Annotated in this window: 15 protein-coding genes; 14 read left to right on the top strand and 1 reads right to left on the bottom strand. The window is 32.4% G+C overall.

Annotated features, from left to right (window positions below):
* Positions 1-337: 337 nt before the first annotated feature.
* Positions 338-829 carry a DUF6106 family protein gene (locus KPL51_RS10855; protein WP_216160861.1) on the top strand — a complete coding sequence of 164 codons (492 nt, stop codon included), beginning with the start codon at positions 338-340 and terminating at the stop codon, positions 827-829.
* 106 nt (positions 830-935) lie between these two features.
* Here KPL51_RS10855 and KPL51_RS10850 read toward each other — a convergent pair whose 3' ends face one another.
* Positions 936-1,796, bottom strand: a complete 861-nt coding sequence (locus tag KPL51_RS10850) for an AraC family transcriptional regulator (protein ID WP_216160858.1) — start codon at positions 1,794-1,796, stop codon at positions 936-938.
* Positions 1,797-1,953: 157 nt separating this feature from the next.
* On the opposite strand from KPL51_RS10850, the gene KPL51_RS10845 reads away from it, so the two are divergent.
* The 13 genes from KPL51_RS10845 (at position 1,954) to KPL51_RS10785 (ending at position 17,355) form a co-directional block, all read left to right on the top strand.
* Positions 1,954-2,907 carry a glycoside hydrolase family 130 protein gene (locus KPL51_RS10845; RefSeq protein ID WP_216160855.1) on the top strand — a complete coding sequence of 318 codons (954 nt, stop codon included), beginning with the start codon at positions 1,954-1,956 and terminating at the stop codon, positions 2,905-2,907.
* Between the two features lie 221 nt (positions 2,908-3,128).
* The gene (locus KPL51_RS10840) at positions 3,129-4,121 is read left to right on the top strand and encodes an NADH:flavin oxidoreductase (protein ID WP_216160852.1); all 993 of its coding nucleotides are present in this window, start codon (positions 3,129-3,131) and stop codon (positions 4,119-4,121) included.
* 732 nt (positions 4,122-4,853) lie between these two features.
* On the top strand, positions 4,854-6,011 hold the full coding sequence (locus KPL51_RS10835) for an ABC transporter substrate-binding protein (protein WP_216160849.1): 1,158 nt from the start codon (positions 4,854-4,856) through the stop codon (positions 6,009-6,011).
* Between the two features lie 141 nt (positions 6,012-6,152).
* Complete coding sequence (locus KPL51_RS10830; RefSeq protein ID WP_216160885.1) at positions 6,153-7,031, top strand: branched-chain amino acid ABC transporter permease; 879 nt, start codon at positions 6,153-6,155, stop codon at positions 7,029-7,031.
* Between the two features lie 9 nt (positions 7,032-7,040).
* On the top strand, positions 7,041-7,997 hold the full coding sequence (locus KPL51_RS10825) for a branched-chain amino acid ABC transporter permease (RefSeq protein ID WP_216160846.1): 957 nt from the start codon (positions 7,041-7,043) through the stop codon (positions 7,995-7,997).
* On the top strand, positions 7,984-8,784 hold the full coding sequence (locus KPL51_RS10820) for an ABC transporter ATP-binding protein (RefSeq protein WP_216160843.1): 801 nt from the start codon (positions 7,984-7,986) through the stop codon (positions 8,782-8,784). The genes KPL51_RS10825 and KPL51_RS10820 overlap by 14 nt, the downstream gene beginning before the upstream one ends.
* Entirely contained in the window at positions 8,777-9,481 is a 705-nt protein-coding gene (locus KPL51_RS10815) for an ABC transporter ATP-binding protein (RefSeq protein WP_216160840.1), read from the top strand. The genes KPL51_RS10820 and KPL51_RS10815 overlap by 8 nt, the downstream gene beginning before the upstream one ends.
* Positions 9,482-9,788: 307 nt before the next feature.
* A complete protein-coding gene (locus KPL51_RS10810) occupies positions 9,789-10,589 on the top strand; it encodes a hypothetical protein (RefSeq protein ID WP_216160838.1) in 801 nt (266 codons plus the stop codon).
* A gap of 60 nt (positions 10,590-10,649) precedes the next feature.
* Positions 10,650-11,378 carry a flavodoxin family protein gene (locus KPL51_RS10805; RefSeq protein WP_216160836.1) on the top strand — a complete coding sequence of 243 codons (729 nt, stop codon included), beginning with the start codon at positions 10,650-10,652 and terminating at the stop codon, positions 11,376-11,378.
* Positions 11,379-12,261: 883 nt separating this feature from the next.
* On the top strand, positions 12,262-13,497 hold the full coding sequence (locus KPL51_RS10800) for a DUF3798 domain-containing protein (protein ID WP_216160834.1): 1,236 nt from the start codon (positions 12,262-12,264) through the stop codon (positions 13,495-13,497).
* Between the two features lie 94 nt (positions 13,498-13,591).
* A complete protein-coding gene (locus tag KPL51_RS10795) occupies positions 13,592-15,217 on the top strand; it encodes a sugar ABC transporter ATP-binding protein (RefSeq protein WP_216160831.1) in 1,626 nt (541 codons plus the stop codon).
* Positions 15,205-16,239 carry an ABC transporter permease subunit gene (locus KPL51_RS10790; RefSeq protein WP_216160828.1) on the top strand — a complete coding sequence of 345 codons (1,035 nt, stop codon included), beginning with the start codon at positions 15,205-15,207 and terminating at the stop codon, positions 16,237-16,239. The genes KPL51_RS10795 and KPL51_RS10790 overlap by 13 nt, the downstream gene beginning before the upstream one ends.
* A gap of 3 nt (positions 16,240-16,242) precedes the next feature.
* The gene (locus KPL51_RS10785; protein ID WP_216160825.1) at positions 16,243-17,355 is read left to right on the top strand and encodes an ABC transporter permease subunit; all 1,113 of its coding nucleotides are present in this window, start codon (positions 16,243-16,245) and stop codon (positions 17,353-17,355) included.
* Positions 17,356-17,710 lie beyond the last annotated feature (355 nt).

Genomic DNA, 17,710 nt, shown 5'->3' with positions numbered 1-17,710 from the left:
TAATAATTCATTTTCTAGAATAAAAAATAATTATAGATATTTAAGTTAAATAATTTGTTAAAAGTTTGTAGTATTGTTGAAAATACAAGTAAAAAATACCCTAAAATTAAATATAGGGATTTTATAATATATTGTGCGGAGTATAAGATATATTATTTCAAAAGATATAATGGATGGAGAATGTGGTGTTAGAACTTATGGTTGTACTTTCTAGTAGGATGGGGGATTTATGTTAGCAATTGGCTCGAAACCTGTGATAAGATAATTTAACTATATGTGTTATAATTGACTAAGGAAGTGCTGATATAATATGTAAAAAATCTGAGGGGGAAATTAAATGGATCATTTTTATGAACAACTAGTAACAACATATAAAACAGGCTCTTACAAAGTAGTAAATGCTATAACATATTTATTCGCAGGTATTGGAATAGCAACCCTTAGCAATAATTTAATTTTTGCAATTATATTATTAGGAGTGGCTGGGGCATGTTTTTTTTACAAAGGGAAATTATTTGTAGAGTATGAGTATCAATTTACAAATGGCGAAATAGATATAGAGAAGATATTCGAAATGAAAAAAAGAAAAAAATTCATAAGTTTTAATATAAAAGAGGTAACACTACTAGCACCAGAAGGTAGTGCTGCCGTAAAAGATTATTCTAACAAACCAAGTCTTATAGTAAAGGGCTATCCCAATACTTCTAAGGAAATAGTGTATGTTGCAATGGTTACAGAAGGAAACAATAAAATGCAATTGAGCTTTGTACCAAATCAGAAGTTTTTAGATTATTGCTACAGATCTAATCCTAGTGCGGTAAAAAAATAAGATAATAAAAATTAATAATAGTATAGATAATACCTGCTTAATAGCATATTTGCCATTGAACAGGTTTTATTTTAAGTAAACTGATAAATAATAGTTTTAATAGAAACTAAGATAAAAATTGATATTTTCTATAAATAGTTGGATTACATCCTTTATATTTATTAAAGGTTTTATTAAAATAAGAGGAGCTGGAGAAACCAACCTCAAGGGCTATATCTGTTATGCTCTTAGTTGAAAACATTAGAAGCTTTTCAGCTTCTGCTATGCGTACAAAATTCAAGTATTCTACGAAGGTCCTGTTTGTTGCTCTTTTAAAGATTCTACAAAAATAATAAATGTTAAAACCAACCATTTCACATAGTTTTTCTAAGGAGATTTCTTCTTTAAAATTATTCTCAATATAGTTTAGTGCTAGAGATATCTTGTCTAAAAGGTTATATTCAGTACTGTTTTTAGGTTCTATCAATACTTTATGCCTATAAAGGCAGGCAAGTAACATATATACGTAGGCTTTTATATAAAGTTGAAAGGCACTATTACCTTGATCAAATTCACTTTTTATTTTATTAAGTATAGCTGATAGTTCAGCTAGAAGTGGGGAACCTTGGAAAAATAATTCATATAATTTAGGACTTTGATTTAGAAAATCCGATAGATATTTATATTCTAATAGAAATTGATGATTACATAGACTTTTAGGATCAAATTGTATAATTAATATATCTGTATTTTCATCTAAGACATCTGTGGAATGAGGTACTAAAGAATTTATGAATATAATGTCTCCTTGGCTAGCTATTATTGTTTTATTGTCCATTGAAAAGGACATCTTTCCATGGGTTACACTTAACAGCTCTATTTCTTTATGAAAATGAGTAGTGGAGCTTAGATGTATTTTTTTGTTAGAAGCGATTTTTACATTTATAGGCACATCAGGTATAGGCATTTCTATCAATTCATTATCCAAAAATATCACCTCCAAAAATATCACCTCCAAAAAGTCAAGATAGTACAAAAATTAGTCAATATATATGTATTCATAAATAAATATTAGCAATATAATTATATTACAACATACAGTAGAAAACAATAACAAAATGTTTAAAAATGGAGGTATAAAAATAATGAAGGATGCAACTAAAATTTTTAAAAGATATGAAAATAATCCTATATTACATGTGAAGGATTTTGATGGAGTAGCACAAATTTATAATCCATCACCAATGATGTATGGTGATGAAACAATATTATTAGTATCGGTGGTGGAGCATGCTGCAACTAAAGGCTATGGTCGAGATGTTGGTCAAACTAGAATAGCTAGAAGTACGGATGGTATAAACTTTACTTTAGATGATAAAAACTTTATAGAGGTACAAAAAGAAGGTATGCCTTGGGATTTATATCATCATTTTATAGACAATAGAATAACTAAAATTGATGATACTTATTATATAATAACACCAGTAATGGTTAAGGGTTTTGAGAGTCCAGTAGGCATGCTTGGAAAAACTAAGGATTTTAAAACTTACGAAAGAATTGAAATTATAACAGCACCCAAAAATAGAGGGGCGAGTTTATTTCCTCAAAAAATCAATGGAAAATACTATAAATTGGATAGGCCAGGTGGCGGTGATGGTTCTGGTGGAGATATATGGATTTCTGCCAGTGAAGACTTAATACATTGGGGAGAATTTAAACCAGTTTTAGCAGCAGGTTATCGTTTTTGGAATGTGGAAAAAATAGGACCAACACCTCCGATGAAAACAGATAAGGGATGGCTGGTAATAATACATGGAGTATTTTCACCAGCAGGGGGAACTTATTACTACTTAGGGGCAATGCTTTTAGATTTAGACGAGCCTTGGAAAGTTATAGGTAAGACCAATAGCTATATATTAGCACCAGAAATGGATTATGAAAAACATGGCAACTGTGATAATACAGTATTTGCTTGTGGTGCAATAGCCGATTATGAAAAAGATCAAATAAGATTATACTATGGTGCTTGTGATAATTATATATGCTTAGCTACTGGAAGTTTAAGTGAATTGGTAGATGCATGCATAAAAGAAATATAGAATAGTATACAAAATGTCAAATTCATCGTATTATAATGAATTTGGCATTTTTTGAGAACAAATTGATTATACAAAATGAGGAGGATATTACTATGAGTTATGATAAAATTTATGTAGAATAAAAAGTTAAAGAAACATTGAATTCTATGGGTGAATTTGATAGAATTAGAAACCATGATAAATCTTTAAGAATAATAATTAATTATATCAGGAGGTAGAAAATGTCATATTTACTTAAACCACTAGAGCAGTGCAAATTAATGTTAAACAATAGATTGGTTATGCCACCCATGGCTACTTCTAAATCTGAACCGGATGGAAGGGTCAGTAAAGGAATTTTAGATTATTATGAAGAAAAATCCCATGGTGGGTATATTTCATTGATTATTATTGAACATAGCTTTATAGCTAAGCCTGGTAAGGCTAGTGAAAGAATGCTTTCTATAGCAGATGATGGTATTGTGGAAGATCTAAAAAAGCTGGCAAATGTTATTCATAAAAATGGTTCTAAAACAGTAATGCAAATTAATCATGCCGGAAGTGCAGCAAATAAGGATGTTACAGGATATGATCCTGTTGGTCCCTCAGCTATAGCTAATCCGCGCATAGGCAATGTTCCAAGGGAACTTAGTAAAAATGAAATTAAAATTATAACTTTAGAATTTGCTAGTGCTGCAAGGAGAGTTAAAGAAGCGGGGTTTGATGGTGTAGAGATTCATTCTGCTCATGGATATCTTCTAAACCAATTTTTTTCTCCTCTTACTAACAAAAGGACTGACGAATATGGTGGAGATGTACTCGGAAGAATTAAAATACATTTAGAAATTATTAAAGCGGTACGTGAGGCTGTTGGTAATGATTTTCCAATCCTCCTTAGATTAGGGGCTTCTGATTATATGGAAGGTGGAAGTACTATTGAAGATAGCAAAACTGCAGCCTTAGTATTTGAAAAGGCAGGCATAGATATCTTAGATATTTCAGGAGGATTTTGTGGATATACTATTCCAGGTAATACTAGTCAAGGATATTTTTCTCCACTAACTGAGGCTATTAAGGAAGTTGTATCCATTCCAGTTATCCTAACAGGTGGAATTACAGAAGCCAGCGCAGCTGAAAAACTTTTATCTTCTGGAAAAGCGGATCTTATTGGTGTAGCTAGGGCTATATATAAAGACTCTAATTGGGCTAAAAATGCTATTGAAAGTTTAAAATAAATATTATTTTAATATATTATTAAAATAAAAAAACACTGATTTATAAAAATCAGTGTTTTTTTTGTTGTGTCTAGGTTGTTGGTTAAAGGCTACTGTTGAAAGAAAACTCTTGCAATATGCCAATATAAAATTGTAAATAGAATATAAGTTACAAGTTATTAAGCTACAAAATATAAAATGGATATTAATATGTAAAATGATATCATTCACGCGGGAATTGTTTTGAATATAAATATTTCATTTTAAATATATTAGGAATTAAAAAATGCGTTTGAAGGGTTTTATTAACATATATATATAAATTTTAATGGAATTTCATTGAAATATGAAAAATGAAAAGCTTTACTTAAAGATTAAAACAATACTTAGAAAATTAAACAATTGAATTGAAACTTTCATGCATGTAATATTTAGGCTTTTTTAGTTGCAATAAAATATAAGTGTAAATTCGTTAAGTGGTATTTTTAAAATTTAACAATTGACGTACAATTGAAAGATTTAAAAAAAATAAATTCAAAAATAATAAAAATAATTAAAAAAGAGTATTGATTTACGTATAATATCATGATATTATTAATAAAATTTATAAATTATGAATTATAGATTAAAAATTAATTCATAAAATACTTTTTATCCATAACTAATTCATATAATATTGTTAGCGTATCAGTGGAAATAAAAATAATATTTATGAAAGATTTTAAGTCAATAAAATTTAGGAGGGATTAGCAAATGTTCAAAAAGAAAATTTCATTAATGTTATGTATGGTTATGACTGTGAGCATATTGGGAGGATGTTCAACTAAGTCAGAAGCTCCAGCTACTGAAACGAAAGGAGATGTCAAAATTGGAGTTGTCTTACCACTTACTGGATCAGTTTCTTCTTTTGGAAAATCTGGTCAAAATGGCATTATGTTATTAGAAGATCAAGTAAATAAAGCTGGAGGAATTAACGGACGAAATGTTAAATTTATTTTTGAAGACGATGAAGCTAAACCAGATACTGCAACAACTGTAGGTACAAAGCTTATAAGTAATGACAATGTGGTAGCTGTAGTTGGACCATTAACAAGTGGCTCTTGTATAGCACTGGGACCAATACTTACTCAAAGCAAAATACCAATGATAACAGGAACGGGAACAAATCCAGATGTTACTAAGAAAGGTGGAGAGTATGTTTTTAGAGCTTGCTTTATAGATCCTTTTCAAGGAACTGTTATAGCAAAGTTTGCTAGCGGGGATTTAAAGGCAAAGACAGCTGCTATTCTTTATGACAATGGTAATGATTATTCAAAAGGTTTAGCTGAGTTCTTTGAAAAAAGTTTTATAGAGGCAGGTGGAAAAATCGTTGCAAAAGAAACCTATGCTACAAATGATAAAGACTTTAAGGCACAACTAACAAAAATAAAACCAACTAACCCAGACGTAATATTACTTCCTGATTACTATTCAACAGTTGGTAATATAGCAAAGCAAGCAAGATCCATTGATATAAAAGTTCCATTACTAGGTGGAGATGGCTGGGATTCTGCTGACTTATTTAAGGTTGGTGGGGAGGCAGTTGAAGGATGCTATCTATCTGACCATTACTCAGCAGATGACACAGCGCCACTAGTTGTTGACTTCCAAAAGGAATATAAAGCAAAATATAATTTAGTTGCTGATGCTATGGCAGTTTTAAATTATGATGCTGCAAAAATAATGGTAGAAGCTATAAAAGTTGCTGGTAAAACAGACGGCCCAAGTATCAAAGAAGCACTCTTAAAAACTAATCTTGAAGTAGTATCTGGCAAAATAACCTTTGATGCCAATAGAGATGCAATTAAATCAGCAGTAATTTTGAAGGTTGAAGGGGGCAAGTTTAATTTTGTAAAGAAGCTTAATCCTTAAATAGTAAATATGAGGGCATGCCTCATTACTAATCTACAGTAGGGGGTATGCTTAAAAATATATATATTTAGAGGGGTGAGGAAGGGAGGAAGACTAATGGAGTTTTTACAACAATTAATTAATGGTCTATTACCAAGGTTTATGGAGTTTTCACAGCAAACAATTAATGGACTATCACTTGGCTTTGTGTACGCATTGATTGCAGTAGGTTACACAATGGTATATGGAATTATTGGACTTATAAATTTTGCTCATGGAGATATTTTCATGGTTGGAGCATATTTTGGATTCTTTGCAGCAACTAATTTAAGATTACCTTTTATTCCTACACTATTAGTAGCTATGGTGGGAGCTGCAATAGTAGGGGTAATTATTGAGAAAATAGCATACAAGCCATTAAGGAAATCTCCAAAACTATCTATACTAATTACAGCAATTGCAATGTCAGTACTTCTTCAAAATATAGTTAGATTAAAAATGAGTTCTGATCCACAAACATATCCAGATAGCCTTTTGCCACAAAAGGTAATTCGTTTTGCAGAACTCAGTATTGACAATCGTCAAATTATCATCATATTAGTATCTATTTTGCTTGTAGTAATACTTCAATTTATAGTTTTTAAAACTAAAACAGGTAGAGCAATGAGAGCAGCTTCTTTTGATAAAGATGCGGCTGCACTTATGGGTATCAATGTAAACTATATTATTTCCATAACATTTGCTATTGGGTCAGCGCTAGCTGGAGCCGCAGGGGTGCTGGTAGGTATTTTGTATTCTAGTATAGACCCTTTTATGGGCATAATGCCAGGCCTAAAAGCATTTGTGGCAGCCGTCCTTGGTGGAATAGGCATAATTCCAGGTGCATTATTGGGGGGACTAATAATGGGACTGGTTGAGACCTTTAGTAAGGTTTATATATCCTCTAGCTACTCAGATGCTATAGCATTTTCAATTCTTATCATAATTTTAATTGTAAAGCCTTCGGGACTTCTAGGTAAAAAATCCCGAGAGAAAGTGTAGGTGGATAATATGAAAAAAGAATTTAAAAATACTATTATTTTAGTTGTTATTGGGGTCATTTTATTTTTCATCTTAACTTTTCTGATGGATACTGGCATTTTGAATAGATATTATGCAAGAATATTAAATCTTATCTGCATTAATGTTATTCTTGCAGTAAGCTTAAATCTTATAATCGGAGTTACAGGGCAACTTACTCTAGGTCATGCTGGGTTTATGTCCATTGGTGCCTATGCTGCATCAATATCTACAATGCAAATGCACACACCTTTTCCCATTGCATTACTTTTTGGTGGAATACTTGCTGGATTCATTGGACTTCTAATTGGTATACCTACTTTAAGGCTAAAGGGTGATTATCTTGCCATAACAACTTTAGGATTTGGAGAAATAATAAGAGTTGTAATTACTAATATAGATGAACTTGGAGGAGGGAGAGGGCTTTCGGGAATACCTCCAAAAACAAATTTTGCTTGGGTGTTTTTTATAATGATCTTCACCATTTTAATAATTTATAATATAGCACGTTCATCTCAGGGAAGGGCAATGATGTCTGTGAGGGAGGATGAAATAGCAGCAGAAGCTATGGGCATAAATACTACAAAATATAAAATTATGGCCTTTGTTATTGGATCTTTCTTCGCTGGTGTTGCAGGTGGACTATTTGCTCATTATCTAATGTACATTAAGCCAGAACAATTTAATTTCTTGAAATCCGTAGATTTTGTTACTTATGTAGTTATGGGTGGAATGGGGAGTCTGACAGGTAGTGTATTATCAACAGGTATACTGACAATTCTTCCAGAAAGTTTAAGATTCTTAAATAATTATAGAATGATTATTTATCCTCTAGCACTTATCATTATAATGAGATTTAGACCACAAGGACTAATGGGAACAAAGGAATTATATATGGACGTGTTCAATAAAATTTCAAAAGGAAGTGATAAAGATGTCTCTACTTAGGGCAAATAATCTTACAATAAAGTTTGGCGGTCTTACAGCTGTTTCTGATGTTTCACTTAATCTTTCAGAGCATGATCTTGTAGGTTTGATTGGACCTAATGGAGCAGGAAAAACTACGATTTTTAATATGCTAACTGGAGTTTATTCTCCGACCAGTGGAACTATAGAATTTAATGGAGAATTTATACAAGGAATAAAGCCTTATGAGATTACTAAAAAAAGGATTTCAAGAACTTTTCAAAACATAAGGTTATTTAAAAATTTAACAGTTTTGGATAATGTAAAAATATCTTTTGATTATAATGTTAAATATAATTTGTTTCATTCAATGTTTAGACTTCCAAGGTTTCATAAAGAGGAAGCTGAGATTGAGAAGAGAGCACTTGAAATTCTCAAGGTATTTAAACTTGAAGGTAAAAAAGCTGAACTTGCATGTAATCTGCCTTATGGAGAGCAACGAAGACTTGAAATAGCTAGGGCCTTGGCTGCAAAGCCTAAACTATTACTGCTAGATGAACCTGCAGCTGGTATGAATCCTCAAGAAACTCATGAATTAATGAATTTAATAAATTGGGTAAGACATGAATTTGATATAGCTATATTATTAATAGAACATGATATGAAGCTAGTTATGGGAGTATGTGAGCGGATAATAGTAGTAGATTATGGTAAAGTAATTGCAGAAGGATCGCCTGATGAAATAAAAAATGACCCTAAAGTAATTGAGGCATACCTTGGAGAAGAGGTAGCTGATGCATACTTTGGAGAGGAGGTTGCTGATGCTTAAGATAGTTGGGTTAAATGTATATTATGGTGAAATACATGCATTGCACGATATTAGTATAGAAGTGAAACAGGGAGAAATAGTTACACTTATAGGTGCTAATGGAGCTGGAAAAACTTCTATATTAAGAGCTATTTCAGGGCTTATTTCTATAAAGTCAGGAAGTGTAATTTTTGAGGATAAGGCAATTCATAACATTCCCTCTTATAAACTTTCAAAGTTAGGTATAGCTCATGTACCTGAAGGAAGAAGGATTTTTGCGAACATGTCGGTTATGGAAAATCTTGAACTAGGAGCTTGTAGTAGAAAAGATAAGACTAATATAACAAAAGATTATGAAATGGTTTTTGATAAGTTTCCAATACTTAAAGAGCGAATAAAACAAATGGCTGGAACATTAAGTGGTGGAGAACAGCAAATGTTAGCTATGGGAAGGGCTCTTATGGTAAAACCCAGGATATTATTATTGGATGAGCCATCTATGGGGCTTGCTCCCTTAGTAGTAAGAAATATTTTTTCTATAATACAAGAAATTAATAAATTGGGAACTACAGTTTTGCTTGTAGAACAAAATGCTCATATGGCACTTTCAATTGCAAACAGAGCATATGTACTAGAAACTGGAAAAATAGTTCTAGAAGGTGATTCCAAAGAATTATTATCAAATGATGCTATAAGAAGTGCATATTTAGGAGAATAAAAAAGACATTAAGGTAAAAAAAGACCTTAATGTCTTTTTTGTATGTTACATAAAAAAATAGCCTAGGATATAGATTATGGTATAATACTATTAGGTCAGGTGACCCCTGGTAAGATATAATGAAATTAGCGAAAAGCTAATGAATGGAGAGTTTGTTTATGCAGGGTATATTTTTGGTGGAGTTTGGCTTACTGTAAATATTGTTTTATTGGAAGTTTATCGAATACTACCTGAGGTAGAAGTATAAAGGAAGCCTAAAAGGCTTCCTTTATAAATAGAAACTGTGGAAATTAGAAAGGGTGATTTAATGAGTTTTTTAGTTAATTTGATAATGAAGACAACTGTAGATACCATATATTTGACGGGAATGATAATTTTAGTAGGGTTTATTCTTGGATTTTTGAGAGATCATTCAATGGAAAATTTCCAAAGGAGTTTTGGCTGGAAGGCGGTTGTTATTACAGCTGTTATAGGGGTTCCATTACACGAAATGTCCCATGCTATCTTTTGTATTATTTTTGGACACAAAATTAAAAAAATTGTGTTTTTACAAAAGAGAGATGAAAATGGAATACTTGGATATGTAAGTCATGCTTATAATCCTAATAGTGTATATCAACAAGCAGGTAATTTTTTCATAGGAATTGCACCGATTTTCGGAGGGGTTTCATCTATAATTGCACTTATGTACATAATAATCCCTAAGACATATAATGAATTTATAACTATTTCGTTGAATAATTTGAGCATAACTAAAATAAGTAAAGTCTCACTAAATGGGATAATGAATTCATATATAGAGTTAATAAAAACAATATTTTCAATTAATAACTTTGCAAATCCATACTTTATATTATTTTTATTTTTAGCTATATGTATTTCATCTCATGTATCCTTAAGCTCTGCTGATATTAAAGGAGCTTCTAAGGGGTTAATTATAATATTCCTATCAATATTAGTTGTAAATATACTTGGCTTTTCAAAATTTGTTATGGCTGAGAGTGTGTTGAAATATAACATTTTGCTAATAGGGTTTCTCATAGTAGCCTTGATTTTTTCAAGTATAACATACCTAGTAAGTTTACTGCTAGTAACAATAAAGAATTAATATAATATAAAAGAACAAGATCTGTGTGCTGTAATAAAAATTAAGGGGAGGGTATTACATATGTTAAATGTAATAGCTATAAATTCAAGTAATAGGAAGATGAATACCTATGAACTTATTGTACAAGTTAAAGAAATATTGAAGAATAACAATATTAATGTAGAAATAATAAATTTATTTGATTATGATATAAAAACTTGCATTGGATGTGAACATTGCCTTGTTAAAGGTGGATGTGTATTAAATGATCAGGTTTCTGATGTCATGGAAAAAATAAAATTGAGTGATGGGATAATTTTAACCTCGCCAGTATATATGGAAAATGTATCAGGAATGTTAAAGACATTTTTTGATAGAACCTGCATGTGGTTTCATCGCCCTGTAATCTATGGTAAACCAGTTCTACTTATATCTACAACTAAGGGCTCGGGCCTTAAACCTACACTGAAATATTTAGAGAGAGTGGTAATTCAATGGGGTGGCTTTAATGTAGGGAAAATAGGTAGAACAATTAGAACCATAGATAATAAAATAACTGAAAGTGAATGTGATAATTTTATTGGACATCTTAATATGAAGAAAGAAAACTATAAACCATCATTAAGTGCTCTTATTAATTTTCAAGTTCAAAAGGTGCTTGCCTATAAATTAATAGGTCTGGACAGTGAGTATTGGAAAGAAAAAGGCTGGAATGCTGATTCCTATTATTTCGAATGCAGAATAAATATCTTTAAGAAATTAATAGCGACAAGTTTCGGAAAATTTTTGAATAAGGTTGTAAATAAATGATAAGCAAATATATGGTAAGGTTGTTTCTGATTTAGAAGCCTTTAATATTGACAGCTGAACCATGCACACTCGTGATTTCAATCGTGAGTGTGAATGGTTCAGCTATGCTAGTAAAAGGATTTTTATAATTTACGAACAGAATATATGTTCCCATAGAGGACATGATAATAGTATGAAAGAAGACATGGGTAGTTCAATCTAACAAGATTCATTTTGAAAGATTTTCAATTTAATAAGTAATTCAAGAAAAAACAGCACTTTTGTTAATATCAGAGGTACTGTTTTTTTTATTGATATAAAAAGTAAATGCATAAATGATTGCTTATATATTCATTTTAAAGCCATTTAATGGAACATATAAATAACTCATACAAAGTAATATATTTCATAATATAACAATGAATTACATATATTTATTAGAAGTAAAAATATAAAAAGTAAAATGTTCATATATTTATTTGAGGCTAGTAGTAGAATAAGTAACTATAATTAGCTAAGAATTCATAATTAATTTATATCTTGACAAAGAATATTAAACCTTGTATTATTATAAATAATAATATAACAAGTAAATTAAACATTTCATAAATTGAATTATGTTAAGTGCTATATTTCAATTGATTGAAGTATATGGACAACATATTTATCACAAAAAAGACTTTTATGGTGAACTATAGGATAATACAGAGAATAAAGAAATGAAGTTTAAATGTAATATATTAGAAGTGATGTATTTCTCTGAAACCATTAAAAATTTTACAATCTATAACTTGGATGCTAAATTCTTTGTAAAATTAATGCCTTCTGAACAAGGAGTTATTAGACTTAGAATTTTTGTATTATAATTGAGCTTTGCTCTGAAAAATAAAAAGGGGGATTCTAGATGTTAAAAAGATCATTAGCAATTGGATTAAGTTTAATTCTAACATTTGGTATGGTAGGTTGCGCAAAAAAAACAACAACAACAACAACAACAACGACACCTGCAGTAACTGAGACGAAAAAGATGCACATTGGTATTGTTACTGGTACCGTATCACAGGGTGAGGATGAACTACGTGGTGCTGAAGCAATGATTGCAAAGTATGGCGATGCTGCTTCCGGCGGAATGATAAAACATGTTACTTATCCAGACAATTTTATGGCAGAACAAGAAACTACAATAGCTCAGATTACTGGTCTAGCAGATGATGAAGATATGAAAGTAATCGTGGTAAATCAAGCAATTCCAGGTACTGTTGCAGCATTTAAGCAAATTCGTGAAAAGAGACCAGATATATTACTTTTAGCTAACTCTTCTCAAGAAGATACGGCTATGATTGAAGCAGCTTCAGATTTAGTTGTAGATCCTGATAACGTAAACCGTGGATACCTTATGATACTCGCTGCTAAAAAGATGGGCGCAAAAACCTTCGTGCACATTTCATTCCCTAGACATATGAGTATAGAACTTCTTTCATTAAGAAGAAATATTATGGAACAAGCTTGTAAAGACTTAGGACTTAAATTTGTATTTGAAACAGCTCCAGATCCTATGAGTGACGTAGGAGTTCCAGGCGCACAACAATTCATTCTTGAAAAAATGCCTGCATGGGTTGCGAAATATGGAAAAGATACTGCATTCTTCTGTACAAACGATGCTCAAACAGAACCACTTCTAAAACGTGTTGCGGAGCTTGGTGCAATATTTGTTGAACCTGATCTTCCATCACCTATAATGGGATACCCAGGAGCATTTGGCATAGATTTGAAAGCAGAAGCTGGAAACTGGCCTGCTATACTTAAAAAGGTTGAAGAAACTGTAGTTGCTAAAGGTGGATCTGGAAGAATGGGAACGTGGGCATTCTCTTATGGATACACAGCTACTGAAGGCTTGGTAGAATATGGTAAAAACGTAGCAGAGGGTACAATGACAAAAGGTAATCTTGCTGACGTAATTAAGGCATTTGGTGCTTATACACCAGGAGCTGAGTGGAATGGTTCTTTATACTTAGATAGAGTTAGTGGTAAAGAGATTCCAAATCACGTAATGGTTTATCAAGATACTTATGTATTTGGAAAAGGATATCTAGGTAACAGTAAAGAAGTTGTTCCTGCAAAATATAAAGCTATAAAATAAATAGTAATATTATAACCAAATGAGTTTGAATTGCTTTGCCTTTATATGTGTGCAAAGCAATTTTCCTTATGTTGGAAGATAAGAGGTGAATTTATTGACTACAGATAATGTACTACTTAAAGTAGAAGGTGTTGGCAAAGAGTATGATGGAAACAGGGTGCTTAAGGATATAAACTTCACACTTGAAAAAGGAAAAATATTGGGACTTGTTGGAGAAAATGGAGCAGGCAAATCTACACTGATGAATATCTTATTTGGTATGAAGGTAATTGCTGAAACTGGTGGGTACGAAGGTTCTGTTTATTTAAATGGAGAAAAAATCAAATTCAAAAGCCCTGTGGATGCTTTAAAAGCAGGAATAGGAATGGTACATCAAGAATTTTCTCTAATTCCTGGATTTACGGTAGGGGAGAATGTTCTTCTTAATATGGAAAAGACAAAGAAAAGCTTAATTTCTAAAGTTCTAGGTAAACGGGTGGAAACCATAGATTTACCAGAAATTAGAAAGAGCGCACAAAAGGCCATAGATACATTGGGAGTTCAGCTAGAAACAGAAACACTGGTATCCGAGATGCCGGTTGGGCATAAGCAATTTATAGAAATAGCTCGTGAAATTGACAGAAGTCAGGTTAAGCTTATTGTTTTAGATGAGCCAACTGCAGTACTTACAGAATCAGAAGCTGAGATTCTACTTAAGTCTATGAGGCTCCTTGCGGATATCGGTATTTCTATTGTATTTATATCTCACAGACTTCGTGAAATAACATCTATTTGCGATACTATTGTTGTACTTCGTGATGGACTAGTTGTGGTAGAGACTCCATCTGAAGGAGTGGATGTAAGGCAGATTGCTGAATGGATGGTAGGTAGAGATGTTGATGCAGAGGCTAAACATATAAGGCCTGTAGTAAAAATTGATGAAAGTGATATTATTTTTGAAACGAAGAATCTTTGGGTGGACATGCCCGGTGAAATAATTAAAAATGTGTCATTGAAAGTTCGCACGGGTGAAATACTAGGTATTGGTGGTCTTGCAGGGCAAGGTAAGCTTGGAATTCCAAATGGAATTATGGGGCTGTTTGCTTCTGGTGGGCAAATTTTCTTTGAAGGTAAACCTTTGATTTTAAACAATACACTAAATGCACTTCAAAGCGGTATAGCATTTGTATCTGAGGATCGTAGAGGTGTTGGACTACTTTTAGATGAACCCATTGACTGGAATATTGCTTTTAATGCTATGCAAATTCAGAATAAGTTTCTTAAAAGCTATTTTGGGGGAATGATCAAGTGGCGTGATGAAAAAGCTATGAAAGCCTGTGCGCTAGAATACATAAAGTCACTAGAAATAAGGTGTACTAGCGAACGTCAAAAGGCAAGGAACCTATCAGGTGGAAATCAACAAAAAGTTTGTCTTGCTAAGGCATTTGCTATGAATCCAAAGCTACTTTTTGTGTCCGAGCCTACTCGTGGTATTGATGTTGGAGCAAAAAAACTGGTTTTAGATGCATTAAGAAAATATAACGAAGAAAATAACACAACCATAGTTATCATATCTTCAGAGCTGGAAGAACTTAGATCCATAAGTGATAGGATAGCAATTGTTTGTGAAGGGAAAATATTTGGAATTCTGCCACCAGAAGCAGAAGTGGTGGATTTTGGGTTATTAATGGCTGGGGAATTTCAAGTAAGTGAAGAGGGTGAAAAAATATGGATGCGGTAAATAATTTCATCAAAAACTTTGGATGGCCTCGCATAATAATAGGATTTTTCTTAATATCATTATTTATTGCTGCTCCTTTCTTCGGGGTAAGGGTTGATACATCTTTAAATGATGTTATTGTGCGTTTTGGAATGAGTGGGATAATGGTTCTTTCTATGGTACCTATGATTCAATCGGGATGTGGCCTAAACTTTGGTATTCCTGTAGGACTCATAGCAGGTATGATTGGAGCGGTTGTAAGTCTTGAGTTCAATCTTGTAGGTTTAGCTGGTATTGTAGTAGCTTTTTTAATAGGAATATCAGTTGCGGCAGTCTTTGGTTTCCTTTATGGACTACTACTTAATCGTGTTAAAGGTGATGAAATGATTATAGCCACTTATGTTGGTTTCTCCTTTGTATTTTTAATGAATATAATGTGGCTCATTCTTCCCTTTAAAAATCCAGCAAGCGTTCAAGGATTCAAGGGTGAGGGTCTTCGTGTCACAATCAGTATCGAAGAGTACTGGTTTCATGTACTTAGTGATTTACTTAAAATTAAAGTTTCTAAATATTTAATTATCCCTACAGGAATGATTATATTTTTCATTCTTATGTGCGTTTTAGTATGGGCATTCTTTAAAACAAAGACTGGTACTGCTATTACTGCAGTTGGTTCTAACCCGGATTATGCAAGAGCTTCGGGAATTAGTATTGATAAGATGAGAATTATATCAGTAATGCTATCCACAATGCTGGCGGCTATTGGTATGATTGTTTATCAGCAAAGTTTTGGTTTTGTTCAGATGTTTAATTCTCCCTTAGCATTCGTATTTCCGTCGGTGGCGGCTATATTGCTAGGAGGGGCTTCCGTTAATAAAGCATCAATCACAAATGTAATTATTGGAACAATTTTGTTCCAAGGTATTTTGACAATGACGCCGTCAGTCATAAACAGTGCGATCAATATTGATGTATCTGAAATCATTCGAATAATAGTTGCTAACGGAATGATTGTATATGCTTTGACGCGGAAAGGGAGGTAGGTCATGAAATTCGATAAGAAAAAATTAGGCCCACTACTAACTGGTAGTGTTGTGCCATTAATGTTTTTAATCATCAGCTTAATAGCCATACCCCTTTCGCAGTATTCTACTAATTATTTGGTGGATCAAATTATAACACGATTAGTAAGAAATTCTTTCCTGGTATTAGCGCTACTTTTGCCTATTATGGCAGGGATGGGTATTAATTTTGGTATGATTTTAGGTGCTATGGCAGGTCAAATTGGATTGATATTTATTACTGATTGGGGTATAAAAGGAGCTCCTGGACTTCTACTGGCGGCGCTTATTGCAACTCCAATAGCTATAGGTCTTGGATATTTTGGGGGTTTAGTTTTAAATAGAGCTAAGGGTCGTGAAATGATTACTTCTATGATGCTAGGTCTTTTTATCGCCGGTATCTATCAATTCTTTCTTTTATACCTATGCGGTTCTATAATTCCTTTCAAGAGTGATGGTATGCTTCTTTCCAGAGGCTATGGTGTGCGAAATGCATTGAATTTGGATGTAGCTAAAGGTTTTGACAATCTATTACAAATAAAAATAGGCACAATAGGTATTCCCATTGGAACTTTTATGATTATAGGTTTAATTTGTATTTTTACAGTTTGGTTTAGAAAAACAAAACTTGGTCAGGATATGAGAGCTGTGGGACTTGACATGAGTGTTTCTGATACTGCAGGTATTGCTGTAGAAAAGACACGCATTCAGTCCATAGTTATTTCAACAGTTCTTGCTTGTTATGGACAAATCATTTATTTGCAAAATATAGGAACTTTGAACACATATAATGGAGCGGATCAAGCAGCACTTTTTGCAGCTGCAGCCCTTTTAGTTGGTGGAGCAACGGTTACTAAAGCATCTATACCAAATGCTATTGTTGGTACTGCATTGTTTCACTTAATGTTTATAGTTATGCCTATGGCAGGTAAATATATTACTGGGTCTGCTATGATTGGGGAATACTTCCGTATGTTTATATCCTATGGGGTTGTTACACTAGCACTAGTTCTTCACTCGTGGAAACGTCAAAAGGATAAAGAGATGGAAAGGCACAGTTTTCAACTGGATATGGAAAAACAGTCCAGTGAATCATAAATATATTAGAAAAATATTATTGTGAATAATATTAAAGACATAAGTCCTAAAGTGAGGGGTATGCTTCCAACTTTGGGGCTTATTATTAATTTTAAGTAGTTAAATATCATACTACAAGATTATCTAGCTAATGAGAGTCTAATTGGTAATTTGAGCTAAAAAAAGATTGACAACTTTTATACAATGTCTTAAAATAAACGTATCTGCTAAGTTAGATTTTCTGTCTTAGTAGATTAATAAAAAAATAAAACTGATACCCAATTGTAAGGAGTTTTTCTAAGCAAAAGGCGAAGGAGGATATTTTTGTATTCAACACCTTTTGCTTTAGTGCAAAAGGTTTTTTTGATTCGGAGAA

Source organism: Clostridium bowmanii (assembly GCF_018861315.1).
GTDB classification, from domain to species: domain Bacteria; phylum Bacillota; class Clostridia; order Clostridiales; family Clostridiaceae; genus Clostridium_AD; species Clostridium_AD bowmanii.
This window is presented reverse-complemented; position numbering and strand designations above follow the sequence as displayed.

Coding starts and splice junctions, on each gene's coding strand:
- KPL51_RS10855 (WP_216160861.1), top strand. CDS start 338: ATGGATCATTTTTATGAACAACTAGTAACAACATATAAAACAGGCTCT.
- KPL51_RS10845 (WP_216160855.1), top strand. CDS start 1,954: ATGAAGGATGCAACTAAAATTTTTAAAAGATATGAAAATAATCCTATA.
- KPL51_RS10840 (WP_216160852.1), top strand. CDS start 3,129: ATGTCATATTTACTTAAACCACTAGAGCAGTGCAAATTAATGTTAAAC.
- KPL51_RS10835 (WP_216160849.1), top strand. CDS start 4,854: ATGTTCAAAAAGAAAATTTCATTAATGTTATGTATGGTTATGACTGTG.
- KPL51_RS10830 (WP_216160885.1), top strand. CDS start 6,153: ATGGAGTTTTCACAGCAAACAATTAATGGACTATCACTTGGCTTTGTG.
- KPL51_RS10825 (WP_216160846.1), top strand. CDS start 7,041: ATGAAAAAAGAATTTAAAAATACTATTATTTTAGTTGTTATTGGGGTC.
- KPL51_RS10820 (WP_216160843.1), top strand. CDS start 7,984: ATGTCTCTACTTAGGGCAAATAATCTTACAATAAAGTTTGGCGGTCTT.
- KPL51_RS10815 (WP_216160840.1), top strand. CDS start 8,777: ATGCTTAAGATAGTTGGGTTAAATGTATATTATGGTGAAATACATGCA.
- KPL51_RS10810 (WP_216160838.1), top strand. CDS start 9,789: ATGAGTTTTTTAGTTAATTTGATAATGAAGACAACTGTAGATACCATA.
- KPL51_RS10805 (WP_216160836.1), top strand. CDS start 10,650: ATGTTAAATGTAATAGCTATAAATTCAAGTAATAGGAAGATGAATACC.
- KPL51_RS10800 (WP_216160834.1), top strand. CDS start 12,262: ATGTTAAAAAGATCATTAGCAATTGGATTAAGTTTAATTCTAACATTT.
- KPL51_RS10790 (WP_216160828.1), top strand. CDS start 15,205: ATGGATGCGGTAAATAATTTCATCAAAAACTTTGGATGGCCTCGCATA.
- KPL51_RS10785 (WP_216160825.1), top strand. CDS start 16,243: ATGAAATTCGATAAGAAAAAATTAGGCCCACTACTAACTGGTAGTGTT.